General features: G+C 37.5%; 20 protein-coding genes, 1 tRNA gene and 1 pseudogene. 16 read left to right on the forward strand and 6 right to left on the reverse strand.

The genetic code is table 11. The annotated features are described in order from the left end of the window. Positions 1–360: a hypothetical protein gene (locus tag IGJ49_RS03695; protein ID WP_034691329.1), complete on the reverse strand. Its 360-nt coding sequence runs from the start codon at positions 358–360 to the stop codon at positions 1–3. 474 nt (positions 361–834) lie between these two features. Between IGJ49_RS03695 and dinB the strand changes: the two genes are divergently transcribed. Then, the gene (dinB, locus tag IGJ49_RS03700) at positions 835–1971 is read left to right on the forward strand and encodes a DNA polymerase IV (protein WP_375152659.1); all 1137 of its coding nucleotides are present in this window, start codon (positions 835–837) and stop codon (positions 1969–1971) included. 102 nt (positions 1972–2073) lie between these two features. Here the strand turns inward: dinB and nrdG are convergent, their stop codons facing one another. Continuing rightward, on the reverse strand, positions 2074–2676 hold the full coding sequence (gene nrdG, locus IGJ49_RS03705; protein ID WP_010736040.1) for an anaerobic ribonucleoside-triphosphate reductase activating protein: 603 nt from the start codon (positions 2674–2676) through the stop codon (positions 2074–2076). Positions 2677–3045: 369 nt separating this feature from the next. Further along, the gene (gene nrdD, locus IGJ49_RS03710) at positions 3046–5235 is read right to left on the reverse strand and encodes an anaerobic ribonucleoside-triphosphate reductase (RefSeq protein ID WP_019723769.1); all 2190 of its coding nucleotides are present in this window, start codon (positions 5233–5235) and stop codon (positions 3046–3048) included. 323 nt (positions 5236–5558) lie between these two features. Here nrdD and IGJ49_RS03715 point away from each other — a divergent pair, with 323 nt between their 5' ends. The 11 genes from IGJ49_RS03715 to IGJ49_RS03765 all read left to right on the forward strand — a co-directional run bounded on the left by IGJ49_RS03715 (position 5559) and on the right by IGJ49_RS03765 (position 16910). After that, the gene (locus tag IGJ49_RS03715) at positions 5559–6326 is read left to right on the forward strand and encodes an ABC transporter ATP-binding protein (protein WP_019723768.1); all 768 of its coding nucleotides are present in this window, start codon (positions 5559–5561) and stop codon (positions 6324–6326) included. Further along, entirely contained in the window at positions 6316–8376 is a 2061-nt protein-coding gene (locus IGJ49_RS03720) for an ABC transporter permease (protein ID WP_224434584.1), read from the forward strand. Before IGJ49_RS03715 ends, IGJ49_RS03720 begins: the two co-directional genes overlap by 11 nt. Positions 8377–8586: 210 nt before the next feature. Then, entirely contained in the window at positions 8587–8736 is a 150-nt protein-coding gene (locus IGJ49_RS03725; RefSeq protein ID WP_010736035.1) for a teichoic acid D-Ala incorporation-associated protein DltX, read from the forward strand. Positions 8737–8746: 10 nt separating this feature from the next. Beyond that, complete coding sequence (dltA, locus tag IGJ49_RS03730) at positions 8747–10246, forward strand: D-alanine--poly(phosphoribitol) ligase subunit DltA (protein ID WP_194179771.1); 1500 nt, start codon at positions 8747–8749, stop codon at positions 10244–10246. Continuing rightward, complete coding sequence (dltB, locus tag IGJ49_RS03735; protein ID WP_438722446.1) at positions 10246–11463, forward strand: D-alanyl-lipoteichoic acid biosynthesis protein DltB; 1218 nt, start codon at positions 10246–10248, stop codon at positions 11461–11463. Before dltA ends, dltB begins: the two co-directional genes overlap by 1 nt. Before the next feature lie 27 nt (positions 11464–11490). Continuing rightward, positions 11491–11724 (forward strand): D-alanine--poly(phosphoribitol) ligase subunit DltC, encoded by a 234-nt coding sequence (gene dltC, locus IGJ49_RS03740; protein WP_010736032.1) that lies wholly within the window; start codon positions 11491–11493, stop codon positions 11722–11724. A 2-nt stretch (positions 11725–11726) separates the two neighbouring features. Next, positions 11727–12992, forward strand: a complete 1266-nt coding sequence (dltD, locus tag IGJ49_RS03745) for a D-alanyl-lipoteichoic acid biosynthesis protein DltD (protein ID WP_023519278.1) — start codon at positions 11727–11729, stop codon at positions 12990–12992. A gap of 221 nt (positions 12993–13213) precedes the next feature. Then, complete coding sequence (locus IGJ49_RS03750) at positions 13214–14296, forward strand: M42 family metallopeptidase (protein WP_010736030.1); 1083 nt, start codon at positions 13214–13216, stop codon at positions 14294–14296. After that, entirely contained in the window at positions 14296–15090 is a 795-nt protein-coding gene (locus tag IGJ49_RS03755) for a DUF975 family protein (RefSeq protein WP_010736029.1), read from the forward strand. The genes IGJ49_RS03750 and IGJ49_RS03755 overlap by 1 nt, the downstream gene beginning before the upstream one ends. Positions 15091–15151: 61 nt before the next feature. Continuing rightward, on the forward strand, positions 15152–15892 hold the full coding sequence (locus IGJ49_RS03760; protein ID WP_224434585.1) for an MBL fold metallo-hydrolase: 741 nt from the start codon (positions 15152–15154) through the stop codon (positions 15890–15892). Positions 15893–15905: 13 nt separating this feature from the next. Next, positions 15906–16910, forward strand: a complete 1005-nt coding sequence (locus tag IGJ49_RS03765; RefSeq protein WP_438722449.1) for a lipoate--protein ligase — start codon at positions 15906–15908, stop codon at positions 16908–16910. A gap of 230 nt (positions 16911–17140) precedes the next feature. On the opposite strand, the pseudogene IGJ49_RS03770 reads toward IGJ49_RS03765, so the two are convergent. Further along, positions 17141–18972: pseudogene (locus IGJ49_RS03770) on the reverse strand (hypothetical protein). Between the two features lie 200 nt (positions 18973–19172). Between IGJ49_RS03770 and IGJ49_RS03775 the strand changes: the two are divergent. The 3 genes from IGJ49_RS03775 (at position 19173) to IGJ49_RS03785 (ending at position 20878) form a co-directional block, all read left to right on the forward strand. Beyond that, positions 19173–19700, forward strand: coding sequence for a signal peptidase I (locus IGJ49_RS03775; protein ID WP_023519280.1), 528 nt, complete (start codon positions 19173–19175; stop codon positions 19698–19700). A gap of 82 nt (positions 19701–19782) precedes the next feature. Beyond that, positions 19783–20466, forward strand: a complete 684-nt coding sequence (locus IGJ49_RS03780; protein ID WP_010736023.1) for an O-methyltransferase — start codon at positions 19783–19785, stop codon at positions 20464–20466. 338 nt (positions 20467–20804) lie between these two features. Further along, positions 20805–20878, forward strand: a tRNA-Arg gene (locus tag IGJ49_RS03785). Between the two features lie 116 nt (positions 20879–20994). Here the strand turns inward: IGJ49_RS03785 and IGJ49_RS03790 are convergent. Both IGJ49_RS03790 and IGJ49_RS03795 read right to left on the reverse strand, forming a co-directional pair. Beyond that, on the reverse strand, positions 20995–21327 hold the full coding sequence (locus IGJ49_RS03790) for a CPBP family glutamic-type intramembrane protease (RefSeq protein ID WP_438723963.1): 333 nt from the start codon (positions 21325–21327) through the stop codon (positions 20995–20997). Between the two features lie 24 nt (positions 21328–21351). After that, positions 21352–21684, reverse strand: a complete 333-nt coding sequence (locus tag IGJ49_RS03795) for a hypothetical protein (RefSeq protein ID WP_010736021.1) — start codon at positions 21682–21684, stop codon at positions 21352–21354. A 374-nt stretch (positions 21685–22058) separates the two neighbouring features. Here IGJ49_RS03795 and IGJ49_RS03800 point away from each other — a divergent pair, with 374 nt between their 5' ends. Beyond that, the gene (locus tag IGJ49_RS03800; RefSeq protein ID WP_010736020.1) at positions 22059–22409 is read left to right on the forward strand and encodes a hypothetical protein; all 351 of its coding nucleotides are present in this window, start codon (positions 22059–22061) and stop codon (positions 22407–22409) included. Positions 22410–22488 lie beyond the last annotated feature (79 nt).

Genomic DNA, 22488 nt, shown 5'->3' on the forward strand with positions numbered 1-22488 from the left:
TCAGTTTGAAAGTGGACATGTGTGTGCACAAACGAGACTAGCGTTCTTTTCTAATGTCACCGACTTAAAAGAAAGGGAGACCGTATCGCCAGAATCAATCACAAAACTAGTGTTTTCTTTGATTGTGAGATTTTGCTCCTTGCTGCCATAATGCTGGAGAGTCATAGGGAAGATAAAGCGATTCAACATTTCCTCGTACACCTGAGCATCATTAGAATTACCATATACATAAGCTTTTAGAACAGTACATAGATTTTGACTTGTACGGTTTTCTTTTAAATTGATATCTGGTAGTACTTTGAAGCGTTCATCTTCGGTTGTTAACTCATTTTCAAATAGAAAATCTGGCGTTCCAGTCAATAGTTTGAGAGTCTGAACATCAGGACATTTGATTTGCTGACAATTTTTTTTGCACTATCAGGAGTCAAAGTAAAAATATCAGAAGTACTCACAATATGATTGGATGGTAGAGTATTATCGGGAGTAGTTCTTGTCAAATTTTTTTTTAAGAATTTAGTTCTGAACTGATTGATTTTTTAAAACTCTTTTTCTAAAACGGGGCTAACGTTATTTTTTAAGTTATTTAACATGGATACTCTCCATTAATTTTAATTAAGACTGGACAGTCTTTTACAAACAGATAATAGCATAATATAATGATGTTTTAAAATCATAATAATTGTTATTTAATATTGAGCATGTCCAAACGAATAAGTAGACTTGCACAAATAGAGACGTGTGCCAAAGAAAAGACAGCGCGTATTCACAGGATTTAAGGAAAGATCTTTTCTTGAAAGGGAACAAAAGTTCGTGTATAATGATAGTGGGGTGAGTCTGATGGAATTACAGTTTCCTTTACATAATGATACGTCTAGAAAAATCATTCATATCGATATGGATGCTTTTTTCGCGTCCGTTGAAGAACGAGATCACCCTGAACTTCGTGGAAAACCCTTAGTGATCGCCAGACATCCCAGTGATACTGGCGGGCGTGGGGTAGTGACGACGGCTAACTATGAAGCACGTAAGTTCGGCATCCATTCAGCAATGAGTGCCCAAAAAGCCTATGAACTTTGTCCAGAAGCGATTTTCAAACCGGGAGACCACCAAAAATATAGTGAGATATCAAAAGAAGTCAGGGAGATTTTTTATCGCTATACAGACTTAGTCGAACCAGTTAGTATTGATGAAGCTTATTTAGATGTCACGAATAATAAAATCAATTGTAAATCAGCGATTAAGATCGCCCGAATGATTCAACTTGATATTTGGCAAACGGTGCATCTGACTTGTTCGGCTGGTGTCAGCTATAATAAATTTTTAGCGAAACTTGCATCAGATTTTCAAAAACCTAAAGGAATGACGGTCGTCACCCCCGAAGAAGCTGTCGATTTCTTAAAAGCATTACCAATCGAAAAATTTCATGGTGTCGGCAAGAAAACTGTTCCTAAAATGCATGAATTAGGTATTTTTACAGGAGAAGATCTGTATCAATGTACTGAAATGATGTTGATCCAACAGTTTGGTAAAATGGGGTATTCGTTGTATCGAAAAGTACGAGGTATCCATGATTCGCCGGTCAATGTTACCCGAGAGCGTAAGTCAGTTGGGAAAGAGCATACGTATGGACAACCACTAAGAACAGAAGAAGAAGTTCTTGGTCAGTTACGTCAGCTGGCTGAGAAAGTGGAAGATTCTCTCCGGCGTGTTCAGAAACATGGAAAAACAGTTGTCTTGAAGATCCGTTATACCGATTATTCTACAGTAACGAAGCGAGTGACATTACCAGAATATGTCTATAAAAAAGAAGCACTGTTTTATCAAGCTAGTCTGATATGGGAAGAGATTTTAGGGATAGAGAAGGGGATTCGTTTATTAGGTATCACACTGACGAATTTAGATCCGATGACTTATGAGAATATTGTGTTACCTTTGTGGGAAACGCAAGCGATAGAACCAGAAATAGAATAAAGAATGCTCCATCTTAGACTTTGAGACAAAAGCGGAATTCACTTCTGTCTGGGTCTTTTAGATGGAGCATTCTTTATTGTGTTCAATCAAAACTGAGTATAGTTAAATCAGTTCTTGTTTTTTTATTTGTTCATATGTTTGCGTAGCATCTGTACATTTTTCCCAGATGACGACTTGTTTTTCAGCAAGCGATCGTTGCACGTCAATGATACGCTGATTGCTGCTTCCACGAAATTGTAATTTGAAATCTCTTTTTGACCATTCAAAACGGCCATCAACAAGAATATCGAGTTTCGAGAGCAGTTCTAATTTATCTTCCGAATCTTGTAATAATTCATCGAAGGTATAACCGGTCCAAGACCAGATGTCTTTGCTGTGACCAAATTCTTGCCGGATTCGATCAACTACACGTAGGCAAACATTCGTATTCAAAAAAGGTTCACCACCTAAGAGTGTCAATCCTTGGACGTAATCGTTACGTAGATCAGCCATGATCTGTTCTTCCAGTTCTGGAGTGAATGGTTTGCCGTAACGGAAATTCTGAGCGGCTTTGTTAAAACAACCTTCACAGGCAAATAAACAGCCACTTACATATAAGCTATTACGAACACCTTCGCCATCCACAAAGTTGAACGGTTTATAATCGGCGATATAGTCATGACTATAATCTTGAGCCAGCCATTCTTTAGGTTTAGGATTTCTCATAGTAAAACTTCTTTCATTATAAAATGGTATCCGTTATAAAAAATTCTTGACGGTCGTAGGAGACATAAGAAAATAGCCAGAGGAAGGGATGCTATCTCTCGTATGACTTGGAGTTGAACGACTTTCTCACAATCTCATTTACGGTGTTCGAAAAGCTGACCTTCAACACTAAGCTGAAAAATCAAAAAATATGAGAAGCTATTTTCTGATTTCCCATCTTACTGCTCAGGTCAGGACGCTTTTCTCACAACCTTATCTACGGTGTTCAAGAAGCAACACTTCGGTAATAAGTCAAAAAAATCTAAAATGAAAGAACCATTTTTGATTTTTCTGTCTTATTACTCAGTGCTAAACGCTTCTTTCACAACCTTACTTCATATGTTTCACGCGTGATGAGATTTCTTTGTGTCTGCCGTGGACCATTGGGCGGGCTTGTGGGTTTCCTAGATAGCCGCATGTTCGTTTGACTACGTCACATGATTTTGGATCGTGATTGCCGCATTCTGGGCATTCAAAGCCACGTTCAGTTGGTTGGAAATCTCCTTCAAAACCACATTGGTAGCAATGATCGATCGGTGTATTGGTTCCTAAATAGCCTACTTTGTCATAGGCAAAGTCCCAAACAGCTTCTAATGCTTTAGGGTTTTGTTGCAACACTGGGTATTCACAGTAATGGATAAAGCCACCAGAACAGTATTTTGGATAGTCTTTTTCAAATTCAAGCTTTTCAAATGGCGTTGGATTTTTACGCACATCATAGTGGAAACTGTTAGTGTAATATTCCTTATCTGTGATATTTTCAACGATACCGAATTTCTCTGTATCTAAACGGCAAAAACGATCCGTCAAGCTTTCACTTGGTGTGGAATATACGCTGAAGTGATAGCCATATTCATTTCCCCAAGCGTCTGCATTGGCTTTTAGTTTTTTCACGATATCTAGAGTGAAGTCTTTGGCTTCAGCATTATTTTCCCATTCACCGCCAAAGAAAGAAGCAGCGACTTCATAAAGTCCGATGTAGCCTAATGAAACAGTTGCTCGACGATTTTTAAATAATTCATCTACGGCATCTGTACGAGATAGTCGTTTACCGAATGCACCATACATGTAAAGGATCGGTGCATTTGCTGGAATCGCTTCTTTACAACGTTCGACACGATAAACTAAGGCATCTTTCATGATCGACAAGCGATCTGAAAGTAATTGCCAGAATTTTTCTTGGTCACCGTCTGCTTCTAAGGCGATCCGCGGCAAGTTCAACGTAACCACACCTAGATTCATTCTTCCGACATTCACTTCTTCACCGTTCTCGTCTTTCCAACCTTGTAAGAAGGAGCGACAGCCCATTGGTACTTTGAAGCTTCCTGTCAATTCAACGATCTTGTCATAATTTAGAATATCTGGGTACATTCTTTTTGTGGCACATTCTAAGGCTAATTGTTTGATGTCATAGTTTGGATCAGTTGGTTTAAGATTGATTCCGTCTTTTAGTGTAAATATCAATTTTGGGAAGATCGCTGTCCGTTTCTCACTGCCTAATCCATTGATTCGGATTTGTAAAATCGCTTTTTGGATTTCTCGTTCAAACCAATTTTTACCTAGACCGAAGCCGAGTGAAGTAAAAGGCGTTTGTCCGTTGGAAGTGAAAAGTGTATTGATCTCATATTCCAAACTTTGCATGGCATCAAAAATATCTTTTTTGGTTTTTGCTTTTGCATAGGCTTCTTGCCGTTCGGGTGTGTCGATCCATTCTTTGGCATCAATTAAATGTTTTTTGTAATTTAATTGTGCAAAAGGAGCAAGCAATTCATCTGTGCGATCGGCAGAACATCCGCCATATTGGCTAGATGCAACATTGGCAATGATCTGTGAAATCTGTGCCGTTGCTGTTTGGATCGATTTTGGTGATTCGACTTCTGCATTTCCAATTTTAAACCCGTTGTTCAACATACCTTTGAAGTCGATCAAACAGCAATTTGTCATTGGTGTATACGGATGGTAATCGAGATCATGATAATGGATATCGCCTTTTTGATGGGCGTTGGCAATATGCGGTGGAAGTAATTTCAATCCGATCGATTTCCCAACGATGCCAGCAGTCAAGTCACGCTGCGTATTGAATACATTACTATCTTTGTTCGCATTTTCATTGACAACACTTTGGTCTTTATTGATCAGTTTCTCGATCGAAAAGTTGATGTCAGTTGCTTTACTACGAGCAAAATCACGTTTTGTTCGATAATGGATATATTCTTCTGCTAAGGCATATTCGTTTTTTTCTAACAAGATATGTTCAACGATGTTTTGGATCTCATAGATTTTTACGTTATTTGCGAAGCGATCTTTGATTTCTTTGATCACAAGTTCTGCGATTGATTGGATCTTTTCGTACGTAATAGGAGATAATGAACCGTGAATTTTCTTTTCTGCTTTGATCAGTGCGGCATTTATTTTCTGTTCATCAAATGGTACCTCGCGTCCATCGCGTTTGATGACAGTCATTTTTTTGGTTTCAGGCTGTTTTTCTAGCACAGCCATTTCTTGATCTGTTCGTTTCATTTTCTTCAGCTCCTACAAAAAATAGTTCTTGTCTATCATAAAACAAATTGAAGAAAGGAGCAACTAATTATCTGCTACATATAGTGTTTTATCGCTGTATAATTGAATGAGTATACTATATATGGTGTATATTATCTTGTGAAAAAAAGTGAAAACGTGCAGTATCAGCTTTTGAAAAATACGAATTATTTTTTTTTGAATAAAAAAATTGAATAAAAAAATTTCCAGGATAATTTTCGTGAGTGATCAGGTGACAAAATCAAAAGGGAAAAAAAGGAAAGGATGTGCTACTATTCAATTAAGGATAAAGGTGGAGGACTAGCATGAGTAAAATAATCGAAGTAAAACATTTAAGTAAAAGTTATGGAAGTAGTAAATCACCGGTCAAAGTATTAGACAATGTTTCTTTTTCAGTTGAAGAAGGAGAGTTTATTGGGATCATGGGGCCGAGTGGAGCGGGAAAGACTACTCTGATGAATATCTTATCAACGATCAATCTACCGACGATGGGTAGTGTGATGATCCAAGGAAATGAAATCACAAAAATGAAAAAACATGAATTGAGTGATTTCAGACGAAAAAAAATTGGCTTTATCTTTCAAACGTTCAATCTTATTGATACATTGAATGGTAAAGATAATATTTTACTTCCTTTGGCTGTTGAAAATATGGCGAAAGATGAAATGGACCGAAGAGTTTTACATGTTGCCCAGCTTTTGGGGATCGAAGAATTACTAAAACGTTATCCTGATGAAATGTCAGTTGGACAAAGACAACGCATTGCGGCAGCTAGAGCTTTAGTAGTAGAACCAGAGGTGATTTTCGCAGACGAACCAACCGGATCATTGGATTCAAAATCAGCAACAGAATTGTTGAATTATTTAAAAACAGTGAACGAAGTTGAAAAATCAACGATCTTATTAGTGACACATGATCCTTATACAGCTAGTTATTGCAACCGTATTTTATTTATCAAAGATGGAGTGATTTTTTCAGAAGTGATCCGCCGTGGGACGAGAAAAGAATTCTTTGAAAAAGTCATCGATATGCAGGCGACGATTGGAGGAGGCGGTAAAATCAATGCTTTATAAATTAGCCGCAAAAAGTTTTTTAAAACAATCAAGGGGCTACCTTGTCTATTTCTTCAGTTTGACCTTATCGACGATGATCTATTACTCATTTAGCGCGATGACCTATGACCAATCACTGATTCGAAGGGCAAGTCAAGATGTTTCGATAGATAATATTTTAAAGCTTGGTAGTTGGATCATTACTGTTGTCTTACTCTTTTTCGTACTCAGTGCTAATCGCTTTTTTCTCAATCGGAGACAAAAAGAGATTGGGATCTATCAATTATTCGGAATCAGCAAATTCCAGATTTCATCAATCTATGTGTTGGAAACGATGACCATTGGTTTTTTTGCTTGTTTGTTAGGGATTTTATTGGGAAGTATTTTCTCAAAATTGTTTCAAATGATTTTAGTACGAATGATGAAGATGGACATTACTAGTCGTTTTTTTATTTCTATCCCGTCCATTTTTGAAACCGTTGTGGTATTTTTTGTTATTCTTTCGGCAGTTTCTCTTTATTCACTATGGAAGATTTGGAGTTATCCCATGAATCGTAGTTTTGGGGAAAGAGAACAAGTGGAAAGTTCAATGTTGCGTATTCGCACAAGGCATCGTTTATTGGGCGTGATCGGAGTATTGATGATTTCTAGCAGCTATTTCGCTGCATTGAACTTCAGAGAAACAATTAGCCAGCTATTTGAAAAAAAAGTCAATCTAGGATTGATGATTGCTTTTCCCTTTTCAATATTGTTTGTCTGCATATTAGGGACCTACCTGTTCTTTCGTTATTCTTTTCGATTACTGCTCCATTTGTTGAGTGAATCGAGATTTAAGTACCGGGGAACCAATTTTTTGTTGATTGGGAATACACAAATCCATCTGTTAAAAGGCTGGCGAATGAATTCGTTGATCACATTAGTTATTGGCCTATCTTTGGCAATGATCGGCGGAATGATTGGAATCTCGACGCTCATTGCTCATCGTGAGGAAATTGATGCGCCTGTTTCTTATCAATTAGATACTCAAACGGCAGATAAACTGCGACCGATCTTAACAGAAGAGAATCAGAAAATCAGCGACGAATTAGTCTTTCATTACAAAGTAGTAGGGAGCTATTATAACCTGAGTATCGGTTCGGTATCTGGTGGCAATGAAATCAAGCCAGTCAATTTGATTTCAGAAAAAGAATACCGCGCCTTTCGCAAAATCAAACCTAGTCTGCCAAACATCAAACTTACAGAGAAAGACCATGCAATTATGTTAGATTCAGTAGAAACGATGTTTCGTAATTTTTCCAGTTATGGGAAAAAGATCTATCTGCCGGATAAACAAGAACTTTTGATCCAACAGGTTCTTCCTGGATTTTTAGGAGATGAGGGCATGACCTATTATGGACCGACATTGGTCGTTGCTCAAGAAGTCTTTGACCGTGTCACTGGATTAGAATATCAGATCATCAATTGGAATGTGACTGGCGGTAATCAAGAAAAAATGACCGAACGATTAAATAAAGAAGTAGCTACTAATTGGACACACACGATTTATTATAGTTATGAGATTACTGACCAAGGAATAGTTGGGACGATCCATACAGATGCTTCTAAAGAAGAGGAAAACGAATATTCAGAAAATAAATTGACAGGACAAACATCACGTTTGAATTATAATGCGCGCTATCCTAGGTTGCGTGCCATCGACCGCCAAATTGGGATCAATATCTTTGTTGCCCTTTTTGTTGGAATGATCGTGATCATCGCAACCGGTAGTATCTTGATGGTGCGACAATTATCCGAAGCTGAAATTGAACGAACCAATTATCAATTGCTAACAAAATTAGGGATTGCTCAACGCAAAACAAATCGGATGATCTATAAACAAAATGCGTTGATGTTTTTTCCACCAATGATTTTGGGCATCACTCATGCAGTATTTGCCATCAATGTGTTTTCTCAATATGTAGAAGGGGCAGACTATTGGTTGGCATACTTTGTCTGTGGCTTATTGATCGTCATTTACCTACTCTTTTACTTTATGACTAGTCGTTTATATTGTCGGATCATTGAGGAATAAGAAAAATAGAGCAAAAAGGGGATCTTATTCTAGCTGAACGAAGGACAGAATCGAGTTGTACGAATTTATTTTCGTACGGCTCTTTTTTTGTTCTCTTTAGTTAGTGACAAAACTGTTAGCTGTAAAGCGCATTCTGTTAGTAAAACAAATGTTTTTTTGTGGATAGAATGAGTAGAATTTGACTAAGGATCTAAATAGGAGGAAAAAGAGATGAAACAATGGTGGCAGCAACCACAGGTTCGATATTGGCGAACTTTTATGCTTCGAACCCTTGTTTATTCGACGATACTATTATTACTCATTTATTTGTATCATTACAAAAATATTCAAGGTGGAACATTTATATATAACGAATTCTAGGAGGGAAACGATGAAGAAAAAAGGAATCGTGGCTGCGATCGATTTTTGGGGAATAGCAAACCCAGATAGAATCGCATATCAGACAGCAGAGGAGCAACACACATATCAAGAACTGAAGCACTCCTCAGATGCATTAGGCTATTACTTAGAGAAGCGTTTGACTACGAAGGGGCCAATCGTCGTGTTCGGCAATCTAGAGTTTGAGATGGTGGTATCATTCTTGGGCGCAGTGAAAGCAGGACATGCGTATCTACCGATTGATGCCCAAACACCGAAGGAGCGGATCGAAGCGATTTTACGTGTCGCACAACCTAGTATGATCATTAGTTTAAGTGACTGGGAGATTGGGACAGATATACCAATCATCCAAAAAGATTGTTTACGCTCGATCATCGCCTCGATAGTTGGTTATCCATTTGAGCATGTAGTGAAAGGTGATGAAAATTTTTATCTTATTTTTACTTCGGGCACCACAGGAGAACCCAAAGGCGTGCAAATCAGTCATGATAACTTGGTGAGCTTTGTCGATTGGGTCTTGCGCGACTTTCCAATCAAAGAGGGACAAGCTTTTTTAGCACAAGCACCTTTTTCTTTTGATTTATCTGTGTTTACTTTGTATCCAGCATTAGTTTCTGGTGGGATCATCAAGCCTTTATTCAAGGAAAACGTCCAAGATTTTCAAAAATTATTTGCTATTTTACCACAATTAAAACTGGACATCTGGGTATCGACTCCTTCGTTTGTCGATATTTGCTTGATGGACGCATCTTTTGACGAGGGGCATTTACCAGAGCTGGCTACGTTCATTTTCTGTGGCGAGGAATTGACGAAGAAAACGGCGCAAGCGTTACTCGAACGGTTTCCTTCAGCCAAAATTTTCAACACGTATGGGCCGACAGAAGCGACAGTAGCCATCTCTAGTATATTGATCACAAGAGAAGTATTAGCTACGTATGAACGATTACCAATTGGCTATGTCAAGTCCGATACGACCGTATCTATTTTGAAAAATGGCGCAAGTGATCGTGGCGAGATTTTGATTACTGGTCCTAGCGTGTCAAAAGGCTATTTGAACAATCCTGAAAAAACGAAGGAAGTGTTCTTTCAAGTAACTGGGCATCAAAACTATCGAACAGGAGATGCAGGATATTTAGCAGAGGACGGATTGCTTTTTATTGAGGGAAGAATCGATCAACAGGTGAAATTACATGGCTACCGCATTGAATTAGGTGATATTGAACATGCGTTGCTTAAAGATGAACGAATCAATCAAGCAATCGTTGTTCCCAAATATCAAGGGTCGAAAGTCCAACAATTAGTGGCGTTTGTTGTACTGAACCAAGCGATTCCGGATACTAATTATCAGTTGATACGTTCGATCAAACAAAGGTTGACCGATTTTCTAATGGACTATATGATCCCACAAAAAGTGGCGTTTATTGACCAATTGCCACAAACGAACAATGGGAAAATTGATCGAAAAGCATTGACAGCTGAGGTGAATAGGTGATGAGTCTCCCACATATGATTCCTTATGCGGAGCCGTATTATTTTCTATTACTGAGTTTTGCGTTAGCGCCAATCATTTTTTCTCTACTATTTTTCCAGAAACGTTTAGGAACTTATCAAGTTCTTGTAACTTTCTTTTTCTTGTTCATCAGCTTTGGAGGAACGTATTGGCAACAAGGACTTGCTTTGATTGGCTATGTGGTCTGGCAAAGTATACTTGTTTGGTGTTATTTCACTTATCGAAAAAAAAGAAATCAGAGTGTATGGTTTTATCTAGCGGTAGTTCTAGCAATTTTACCTTTAGCAATTACGAAAGTCACACCATTTCTAACATCTGGTAAGGGATCACTGCTTAGTTTTCTGGGTATTTCCTATTTAACATTCAAATCGGTACAAATGATCATGGAAATGAGAGACGGTATGATCAAAACCTATCATCCTTACCGTTATATTCAGTTCTTGTTGTTTTTTCCAACCATTTCTTCAGGACCAATCGATCGTTATCGAAGATTTGAAAAAGATCAGCTCCAACCACCAACAAAGGAACAATATCTGGAAATGTTGGAAAAAGGGGTCCATCATTTGTTTATGGGTTTTTTATACAAATTCATCATCGGTCATTATCTCGGACAGGTACTGTTACCCATCGTATCAAAAGGTGCCTTGGCTCATGGCGGAATCTCATGGTGGCTATTGGGTTACATGTATGTCTATAGTTTGTATCTCTTTTTCGATTTTGCTGGCTATAGTTTGTTTGCAGTTGGTACGAGTTATTTGATGGGCTATGATACCCCGATCAATTTCAACAAACCATTTTTAGCTTGGAACATCAAAGAGTTCTGGAATCGTTGGCATATGTCTTTGTCCTTCTGGTTCAGAGATTACGTGTATATGCGGTTGATGTTCTTCTTGATGAAGAAAAAATGGTTCAAGAGTAAGATCGTGACTTCAAATATCGGATACTTTGCATTGTTTCTATTGATGGGTGTCTGGCACGGTTTGACATGGTACTACATTTTGTATGGTATCTATCATGCAACGCTGATTTGTGTGACAGATTCATGGATTCGCTATAAGAAAAAACGGAAGAAAAAACGGAAGAAAAAACTTCCTTCCAATCGCTTGACCCACGCATTTTCTGTTTTCATGACGTTTCAAGCAGTATGTGCTAGCTTATTGATTTTTTCAGGATTTTTAGATCAACTATTTTTTAAATAAATGACGAGTTTAAAGGAGAGAATAGATATGGAAGAACAAGTTTTAACGATTTTAGCAGAGATTACAGGTACAGATGAAGTGAAAGAAAATAAAGAAATCGATTTGTTTGGTGAAGGTTTATTGGATTCACTAGGATCTGTTCAATTATTAGTTGAGCTGGATGGACAGCTTGATGTACAAGTTCCTGTATCAGAATTTGATCGGGAAGAATGGGCAACACCAAACAAAATCATTGATCAAGTCAACGAATTGAAGGGATAATGATGAAGAAAAAGCTGTTTGCGATTTTTGGTCCAGTGATACTTGCGTTTATACTGATTGCGATTTTTTTCACTTCATCCTATCGCGTGAATGTAGCTGACCCAGAAATCATTCATAGAGCAGCCAGTTCGATGTCAGACAACGTCTTACGAGGGGATGTAATCAAAAATACAGCTTTTGCTGAAAAAAAGTATGTGCCTTTTCTTGGTTCGAGTGAATTGAGTAGGATCAGTCCCTTTCATCCTTCTGTTTTAGCCCAGAAATATCAACGGAGCTACGAACCATTTTTATTAGGTGCCCCTGGGACTCAATCGCTGAGCCAGTTCATGATGATGCGCTCAGCTAGTAAGGATCTCAGAAATAAAAAAGTAGTGGTCATCGTGTCTCCTCAGTGGTTCGTAAAAGACGGGGTGAAGGAAGACTATTTCAGTACCCACTATTCAGAGTTACAGACATTGGATTGGCTGTTTTCAATAAAAAAAGTGACTGCTTCAGATCGCTATTTCGCGCGACGTTTATTAAGTTTTTCAATCGTTTCGAAAGATGAAGACATCACGCGGATTTTAAGTACAGTACAAAAAGGAATCAAACCCAATGATAAAGAATTAGCAGGCTTGGAAGATAAATGGAACATCTTGAAGCGTGAGGATGAATTATTTAGTGGGATTGGTTTGACGGATAAACAAAAACAGATCGATCAAGCGACTAAACCATTACCGACTAGCTATGAAAAAGAACAACTAAATAAGCTCGCTACGCAGATTGGTGCTAGTAAAACTAAGAATAATCCTTTTGCTCTAAAAGATGATTTCTACAATACCCGAATCAAACACCATTTAGCTGAGTTGAAAGACTCACAGAAAGACTGGGATTATCGTTTTTCAAAGGAATATTCTGATTTTCAATTATTATTGCAGCAACTAGCAAATGAACATACTGAAGCATTATTCATTCTTCCGCCAGTGAATGAAAAGTGGAGTGATTATACCGGTTTGTCTCAAGAAATGTTGCAAGGATTTGCTAAAAAAATCAGGTATCAATTAAAGAAACAAGGATTTCAACACATCGCAGATTTAACCAAAATGGCTAATGTTCCCTACTTTATGGAAGATACGATCCATCTTGGGTGGCAAGGCTGGTTGACTGCAGATCAGTATATCCAACCTTTCCTAGAAGAGAAGCAACCGATGTCTCATTATCAAATGGATGATGCTTTCTATAGTAAAGATTGGCAATTACAAACCCCAGATACACTACCAGAAAAATAAACGATACATTGGAACCAAAATAAAAGACGAATGAAGAAATTCGAGGAATGACTTGTAACGTCCCAATAGAGGGGATGTTATGGGTTGTTTTTTAGATGTTAGCAGATTCAAAAGAAGACTGGTGTTATAATATGACTGCATAAATCAAACAAATATGCTGCCCAAAAATCAGTGAACAATGATATAATTCTACTATTAAGTATGGAAAAGAGGGAAAGCGTTTGAATAAAAATGAAGAACAATTATTGATTGATTTAACAACTGCGCGTGGCGTACCAGGAAATGAAGAAGAGGTACGAAAAGTCTATAAAAAATATGCAGAGCAGTTCACAGATGATATTTTTTACGATGGTCTAGGTAGTATCATCGCAAAACATGATTCTGGCAAGGGCCCTAAAGTATTTATCTCCGGACATATGGATGAAGTTGGTTTTATGGTTACAAAGATCACAGATAAAGGATTTATTGAATTTCAAACACTTGGTGGTTGGTGGGGCCAAGTCATGTTGGCACAACAAGTAGAAATCAAGACCCAAGAGGGAAAAATCATCCATGGCGTGATTGGTTCAAAACCACCACATGTCTTGACTGCTGAAGTTCGTAACAAACCTTATGATATCAAAGATATGTTTATTGACATCGGGGCGACAAGCAAAGAAGAAGCGACGGAATGGGGCATTCGTCCTGGTGATATGGTCACTCCTTATATTGAATATCGTCGAATGAATGATGGAAAATTCTTGTTAGCAAAAGCATGGGACAATCGTATTGGGACAGCTGTTTCTTTACGTGTACTTGAAAATCTAGCAAAAGAAGGACATCCGAATGTCTTATTTGCTGGAAGTGATGTACAAGAAGAAGTTGGTTTAAGAGGTGCGCGCACAAGTACTCATTTGGTCGACCCTGACATTGCGATTGCTTTAGATACAGGTACTGCTGGAGATACACCAGGGATGACACCGAAAGAGGCAGATTCAGTTTTAGGTAAAGGACCACAAATCTTGATTTTCGATGCTTCGATGATCCCACATAAAAAATTATTGAATTTTGTGATCCAAGTGGCAGAAGAAATGGCTATTCCATTCCAATATACTGTCATCACCGGTGGGGGAACAGATGCGGGCCAAATGCATGTGTCACGTAATGGTGTGCCATCTATTGCAATCACGGTACCCGTTCGTTATCTGCATTCACATACATCGATCATCCATGAAGAAGATTACTTCAATACAGTGAAGTTAGTTACTGAAGTAGTCAAACGTTTGGATAGTGAAAAAGTAGCAGAAATCAGGAGTTATGAGTAATGAAGAATGTTTCTGAATATCGAAAAAAAGCCCGAGCATCTTTAGAAGGACAGTGGGGGATCAATGCTTGGATCATTTTCCTTTCAGTCTTTATTGGGTTGATCATCCAGCAGCTTTTTGTAGGTATCTTCCCAACAGATAGCACACAGGCAAACATACTCAATTTTTTGCTCCAACACGTATTGATTTTTGCGTTTACTTATGGGGTCTATTATATCTCATTAGTTGTGGTCAGAGGTGGGCGAGCAAAATCCAATCTGTTATTTGCTGTTTTTCAAAAAGAATATTTTGTACCGATTCTGCTTATCAATCTTTTAAATACCGTATTTAATTGGTTAATCAACGGGATTATACTTTTGCCTAGTTTTTTGATTGGCGGATTCAATACGTATATCAATCTACTTTTTAATGGAAATGCATCACCGCAAGGGATGATAAATGATTTTACGATTGATCTGAGTTTTGCAGTCTTTACAACTTTACTATTCTTCGTGTCGCTATTTGTGATGACGATCGTTGCAGGATTATTCCAATTTGCTGCTTGGACAAAGTTTGACTATCCGAAACTGACAGTTATCCAAAGTTTGAAATATGCCTGGTTTTTATTGAAAGATCGTATTGGGACCTATCTTCTTCTACAACTTTCATTTATTGGTTGGTATATTCTCGGATTTATTGCGCTGTTCTTTGGTTTACTTTGGGTAATTGCTTATGTCAATGTGTCGATTGCACAATTTTACGAACAAGCTCGTATTGAAAAAGGCAGCCCAATGGAATACTTTCACTTCGAATAAGCAGTTTTTCTTATGAAAATAAGAAATTGTGGTAGCATAAGTTTTTGAGGGGGAATCAGTCATGAAATTAACCGTTTTAGGTTGCTTAGGTGCATATCCTTATAAAAAACAAGGAACGACGAGTTATCTGTTGCAAGCTGATCAATTTAATTTGTTGATTGATGCAGGGAGCGCAACGCTTGTGAAATTGGAAGACCATCTTGATCCGCTTGCTTTAGATGCTGTGATCATCAGCCATTATCATCATGACCATATCGCAGATCTAGGTGTTTTGCAATATGAATGGCAATTGCATCCAAACAGAGATCAGGAAAAGCTATTACCAATCTATGGACATACGAAAGATGCCAGTCATTTTGAACAATTGACGATGCCAGGAGTGTCCCAAGGAGTGTCATATGATCCAACCCAAGAACTTGAAGTCGGACCATTTTCGATCACGTTCTTGGAAACGATTCATCCAGTGGTTTGTTATGCCATGCGTATTGTCGAAAGAGCCACCGGAAAAGTACTTGTTTTTACAGGAGATTCTGGCTATTTAGAGAGTTTTATTCCCTTCGCTAAAGAGGCGGATCTCTTTTTGTCAGACACGTATCTTTTTGCAGGAAATGAGCGACACAAAGCGCATTTCACTTCAAAAGAATCCGGAGAGATCGCAAAAGCGGCAAAAGTCAAAAAACTGGTTTTGACACACTTGCCACAATTCGGTGACCTAACACAATTAGAGAATGAAGCAAAAGAAGCGGCTGGAGAAGAAATCGAAGTTGCTTTAGCTGAAGTCGATAAAGTGTTTGATATATAGGAGGACGAGCAGAATGATTTTTGTACCAAATGAAAACCATGATCCAAGAGTAAATTTAGCAATCGAGACCTTTTTACTGCAAGAGATGCCATTAGAAGAACCAATCTTGCTTTTTTACATCAATGAACCGTCAATCATTATTGGTCGAAATCAAAACACGATCGAAGAAATCAATCGTGAATATGTTGAAGAACATGGCATCCATGTGGTACGTCGTTTAAGCGGTGGTGGAGCAGTATATCATGATTTTGGTAACTTGAATTTCAGTTTCATCATGCCAGATGATGGGGATTCGTTCCGTGACTTTGCGAAGGTGACTAAACCAATCATCCAAGCGTTACACGAATTAGGTATTTCAGGTGCCGAATTAAAAGGACGTAATGACCTGGTAATCGATGGCTTGAAGTTTTCAGGGAATGCTATGTATGCTACAAATGGTCGAATGTTTGCACATGGAACGATCATGTTCGATTCAGACATTGATGAGGTAATCAATGCGCTGAAAGTGAAAAAAGAAAAAATCGAATCCAAAGGAATCAAATCGATTCGTTCACGAGTTACAAATATCAAACCATTCTTACCTGAGGAAAAACAAGGGATGACAACCGTAGAATTTCGTGAAGACATTCTTTTGAAAATTTTCGGCGTATCTTCAGTAGAAGACGTAAAGACCTATGAATTGACAGAAAAAGATTGGGAAAAAATCAATCAAATTTCTGAGCAGTATTATCGAAATTGGGATTGGAATTATGGAAAATCACCAGATTTCAACTTTTCACGCCAAAAACGCTTTTCGATTGGGTCGATCGAGGTACATCTGAATGTCTCAGAAGGGATAATCGAGGATGTAAAAATCTTCGGCGATTTCTTTGGTCTAGGAGATATCAAAGATGTTGAACAAGTGTTGACAGGTATAAAGTATGACAAAGCTACTTTACAAGAAGCAGTGGAAACGATCGATATCAAGAAGTATTTTGGTGCAATCGAAGTACAAGATTTATTGGAGTTATTGTACTAAATAAGGTTGTGACAGAAGCGTCTTGACCTAGGAAGTAAGATAGAAAATTGAAAAATAGTTTTTCGTATTTTACAATTTTTTAGTTTAATGTTGAATGTCCGCTTCTGGAACATCATTTATTCGGTTGTAGGGTGATAAGCTGACGAATAGCCAATATCCCAGACCCGACAATCTGAAATAGATTATAAGACCTTCAAAAACAGCCTGTTGACTGCTTTTGAAGGTCTTTTTTAATTAGAGGGTATATTGATTTTTAGGCGATCGACCCACTTATCTTTTTCTTGGACCAAGGTGCTGCTGTATTTGTCGAGCGTGGTCTGAATCATCATCAAGTCATACTGTTCTTGTCGTATCAATTCTTCTGTCACATGTTTGGAAAAAATATTTTTCTCATAGTGTGTACTGTGCTCACAGTGGATCTGGATGTGAGAATTGATTTCTTGGATCGATAAATAGATTTCTCGATGCAAAGGATTTTCAATGGCTTGTGTTTCGCGAAACGAATGCTCTAAAATATGGATGAGTAATTGTGTGAAATCTTCATCATGGATCGGTAAAGAAGCTGGGATGTGGGTGTGAAAATCAACCTTGATATTCTTTTTAGCAGCGACTTCTTGATATCTAGCCAAAATCAAATTTGTTAGTTGGTGACCTGTCGGAAAAAGAGACAAATCCAATCGTCTTGTTTCGTCTACGATCCGTTTTAAGTAAGTTTTCACTTCGGCTTGTTCATTTGTATCAATCAATTGACTCAATTCTTCCATTTGTACAACAAAGTCATTTTTTGCTTGATTGATTTGTTGGATCTGTGCTTGGATTTTTGCATAATGTGTTTCGATCAGATCTGTTTTAGTTTGTAAGAAAAGACGTTCTTTATGGTAACTATCGATTTTCATGATATTCTCCATGATATTGTATCCGACAATAACAATCAGGAGAATCGCAAATAAGAGCGTGGACCAGTTGATGATCGAATGCCCAATCCCTAAGGCAGTTTGAATATAAAACATACAATGAAAGATAGCGATCAAAACGATCCAAGGACTACATACAGTGAAAAAACGATTTTGTTTATATGCTTCACCGATACTTGCTATAGAAGTAACTAGAGTGCTTACAACACTAACAACACTAGCGAAGGGCATCAATTCAGGTAATTCAAAATCTGAAAATAATGCATAAAGCAAGATGTTGGCAAAAACAAATGTTTGGAAATAGCAGAAATAACCATACCATTTCTGATAGTTTGTCATTTTGGACTGATAGTAAAAAATAATCAGTATAGAAGTCAAGATTGCAAATAAGTGTGAAAAAATCGAATGTACGATTGGTTCAAAAAGAACACCACTCAAGATATCTTCCGAAATCGATTCAAATCCAAGCACGAAAGAAAATAGGCTCAAAATCAATAATGAACGATCTAATTTATTATGCCTGTAGAGAATATAGCTAGTCCAGATCAACAATCCGATGGCGATAACGAAAGCCAAGATCATCGCGATGACTTGTGGGATCGATTGTGAAAAAATGAAGCTGATCATTGGACTGGTGGTCCCCAAATAAACTTTGGGTGTTAGACCAGCATAATTTTGATAAGGCGAGGAAACAACGATTTTCAACGTCTTGCCTACATAGGGTTCTGGTAGATCGATGATCGATAAAGACAATCCAGGATTGTTTCGTGCGCTTTCTTTGGAGCGACTGTAGAGTAGCGCGTCATCTAATGAGACACTTAACCATTGATGATTGCCTTTGATCAAGAGATTGGCATCCGCCAATTCTTTATGTAGAGTAGTTTCCATTATAAATGGTTCATTCTTGTCGATGGACGGCATGTAGTCGATATGGTTACTGTCGAACTGAAAATAAGGATCGTGCTCGGAATAATAGACCCATGAATCATCAATCTGAGACATTTGTTTATTGTCGATTGGCGTGAAGAGGTAATGAAAAAATAAGCGATACTTATTATAAATAACGATGCAAATATAATAAGTACGCTCCATTTGATTTTCATAGAGAATGGTATAATTTTATTACGTCCGTTATTAAAAATAACCATAGACAAATCTTCTTTAATAAATTATCTAATTCCAGAGTAAACTTTTTTCATTTAACAGTCAATTTTTAGCTATTTTTATCGTTTTTTTTTGTTTGCTTATTTATTTTTTTATAGAGAATCTTCAAACTGAGTATTAATATTGTCAAAAAATTTCGTTATTATATTATAGATTTAATAAAATTTTCTTAAGGAGGTTCAATGTGCCTATCTATAAAAAAATAACTTTTTTCAGTTCGATTTCGTTAGTGGTTCTTCTAGCGATCATTTTGTGTGTCGTGCTGCTCCCTCGAGTATTTGGGCTGACACCGCATATCATTGATGACCAAGCGATGGCATCGTCTTATGCAGAAGGAAGTCTGATCTATGTACAGAAAAGAAAGACAGATACGATTTTAGTTGGAGATGTGATCACCTACTATGAAAATTCAGGTAAACATATCGTGACAAGAAGGGTCGTTGCTATTGAAGATCAACACCAGTATTTTTATACGAAAGCTGATGGAAAAACGCAAATCGAAGTTGAAGCAGTACGAGATCGTAATATTATTGGCACGCCTATATTCAAGATCCCGTACATAGGGTTATTGTTCTCACGGCATGCGTTCAATTGGATGAAATGGGTATTCCTAGGAATCGCTGTGTGCTTGTCCTCCATTACAGCTTGGCATACCTACCTTGAACTGAAACAACGTCGAGAGAAAGAAACTGATTTTTTTTCTGACATGTAATAATCATATTTTTATTTACCAGCTTCTCCCTCTTGTCGAAAGATAGGTTTCTTCGTATAATGTTTGGAAGAGGAGGGGAAGTATGCGTAATGAAATGATGCATCGTCCCGTTGTAAAAGAAGAGTTATTGGATTTTATGCGGACAAAACAAAAACAGTTAACTGGAGAATTGGGGAAAGTTGAAGAGGAAGCACATGCGGCGGAAGTGCCGATCATTCCTCATGAGACGGTCGTCTTTTTGCAGTTTTTATTAGGACAGATCAAACCAAAAGAAGTACTTGAAATTGGAGCTGCGATTGGTTTTTCCTCTAGTCTGATGGCACAAGTCATTGGAAAAGAAGGTCATGTGACGACGATCGATCGCTTTGACGTGATGATCAGAAAAGCGAAAGCAACGTATGAGCGTTTAGAGATGACGGATCGAGTGACATTATTAGAAGGCCAAGCGGCTGATATTTTGCCAACATTGACAGGTCCGTATGACTTTATATTTATGGATAGTGCAAAATCAAAATATATCGAATTCTTGCCTGAATGCCTTCGTGTATTGAAAAAAGGCGGCGTCTTGATGGTTGATGATATTTTTCAAGGAGGGACGATTCTTCTGTCAGATGAAGAGATCCCAAGAGGAAAACGAGCGATCCATCGTAAATTGAATGAATTTCTACGCGTGGTTATGGAACATCCGGATTTGACCTCTACGTTGTTACCTTTGGGTGATGGTGTGATTTTGATCACGAAAGAGGCAGAAACAATCGACTTATAATTGCCAGATTTTTTAGTAAAGATTCAAAAGAATGCTAGCTAAGCTAAGCTAAGCGAGTAGCTAAGTCAATTTCATTGATAGCAAGGCAGAAGTTGAAAGTAGGGAATCTATCCAATCAAGTTCTGCCTTACTATGTTGGACGAAACAGACTTTCATGTTCCATGATAAAATGACAAGTCGATCGTAGCAAAAAATTATAATATGAAAATCGTGGCTGTATTTTTACAGTAAAAACTGTAAGAAAAAAGTACGATAAAAATTTTTGTTTCATAAAATAACTATTTTGTATTGACATAAGCTTTCAATTTATCTATAATTATTTTTGTTCCGCTAAAGCTGTCATAGTAGCTCAGCTGGATAGAGCATCCGCCTTCTAAGCGGACGGTCGGGGGTTCGAATCCCTCCTGTGACGTAAAAAACCGTTAGAAACTTTTGTTTCTAGCGGTTTTTTTGTCTCTTGTGCTAAATAAGATTGATTCATCGCTGAACGTTGAAGGTGCTAGCTTGATCGGATAAAAAATCGATGGTTCAAATTCCAAAAAGTAAAATGATAAAAAGTAAAATCAAATCATATAAGATATGTGCAAGCATAGGGATCAATAAGTTTTGTGTTTTTAACCAGGCATAGAGAGAAGGGGCATGAGCCAAACCAATAACAAAAATACATTGATAGAGATTCCCATCGTATACGGCATAATGGCTGAGACCAAAAAACAATAGAGAAATCGTACTAGCGCCCCAAATAGAAAATTTAGTACGCATAAATGTAGAAAGTAAAAGAAAGATCAAAACAAAAATCGCAGCAATATAAAGTTCTTCTCCAATCAGGCTCACGCTAAGCTGTGATAAATATAGGATTATTTCACCAACGTTTAACCCTTCGTACTAATTATCTCCACCAGCATTTGCGGCCATGGTTTGATTCAGCAGCTTTCCAGTCAAGATAAAAATATCTGAAAGTAGTGAACCAAGAATAAGGATAAAAGCAATCCAACGCCAATCTTTCTTATTGATTTTTTTGAATAAAGTGTTTGTGTTGTTCCAACCAATCAGTATGATTAAAGCAAGCGCTCCCCCTATAGGTAAAAAGGTCCAATCTAACCTACCTGAGAAGATCGGATAAGATGTCATCATTCCCCAATCAGCAAAAATTAAAATAATGAGTGCTAAGAGTGACCGCCACAGATTGAGTTTGACAGTTTTAAACATTGCGAACATTAAATAACTCCTCCTATAAATAAAATCAACAAAGGGCGATTGTAACATTGAGATGGAATATCGAGAAATAATTTGCTGTCATTTTTAGCGTTTGATTAGAGACATCAATAAGTAGATAAAAATAGAATGAATACGAGTACTCAGTAAATTAGCCTTTTTTGACAATAGAATAATTTGCTTATCAAAAGGAAAAAAAGGATCTTTTTAATCATTACCTATTTTTTTGAAGTTTTTTCATTTGGATCAATATAGGGAAAGTAGATATCTATGATAAAATAAAGTAACAACATCAACTGGACGATTAATAAGGACCGATGTTCCTTAGATCGAAAATCGAATGGGTTTATTTCAAGAGAGGATAAAGGGAAGCGCTTATGTTAATCACCAAAAAATGGATGGATCGTTTAACAGGTCCGTATCGATCATCAGGAATGTTTCGCTGTTTAGCGGAATCTCAGAGTTTGGACAGTATCAGTAGTAAAGTGATTTTATTGATCGATGAGACCAAAGTGACGATTTTATTTTTGAATTTTTTTAAAACGAAGGTTATTGATCATCTCACGTATGAGCGAACAGTGATCGAAGAGGAACAAGTAGCATTAGGTGGCGGATTATCCGTGGTCTGGCGTTTTTCCGCTGGCAGAAAGCACTGGCGGTTTCGTATTATGAAAAAAATCATCCCTTTAGGTGATGAACAAAGAGAATTTTTGATGCAACTTGAGTAATGATATCACTTACGAAAAAAAAGAAGAACAAAAAAGAAGAACACTAGCAACGATATTGTCGTTGCATAGTCGTTCTTCT

The sequence above is a fragment of the Enterococcus sp. AZ171 genome, assembly GCF_051714005.1.
In the GTDB taxonomy this organism is placed as follows: domain Bacteria; phylum Bacillota; class Bacilli; order Lactobacillales; family Enterococcaceae; genus Enterococcus_B; species Enterococcus_B pernyi.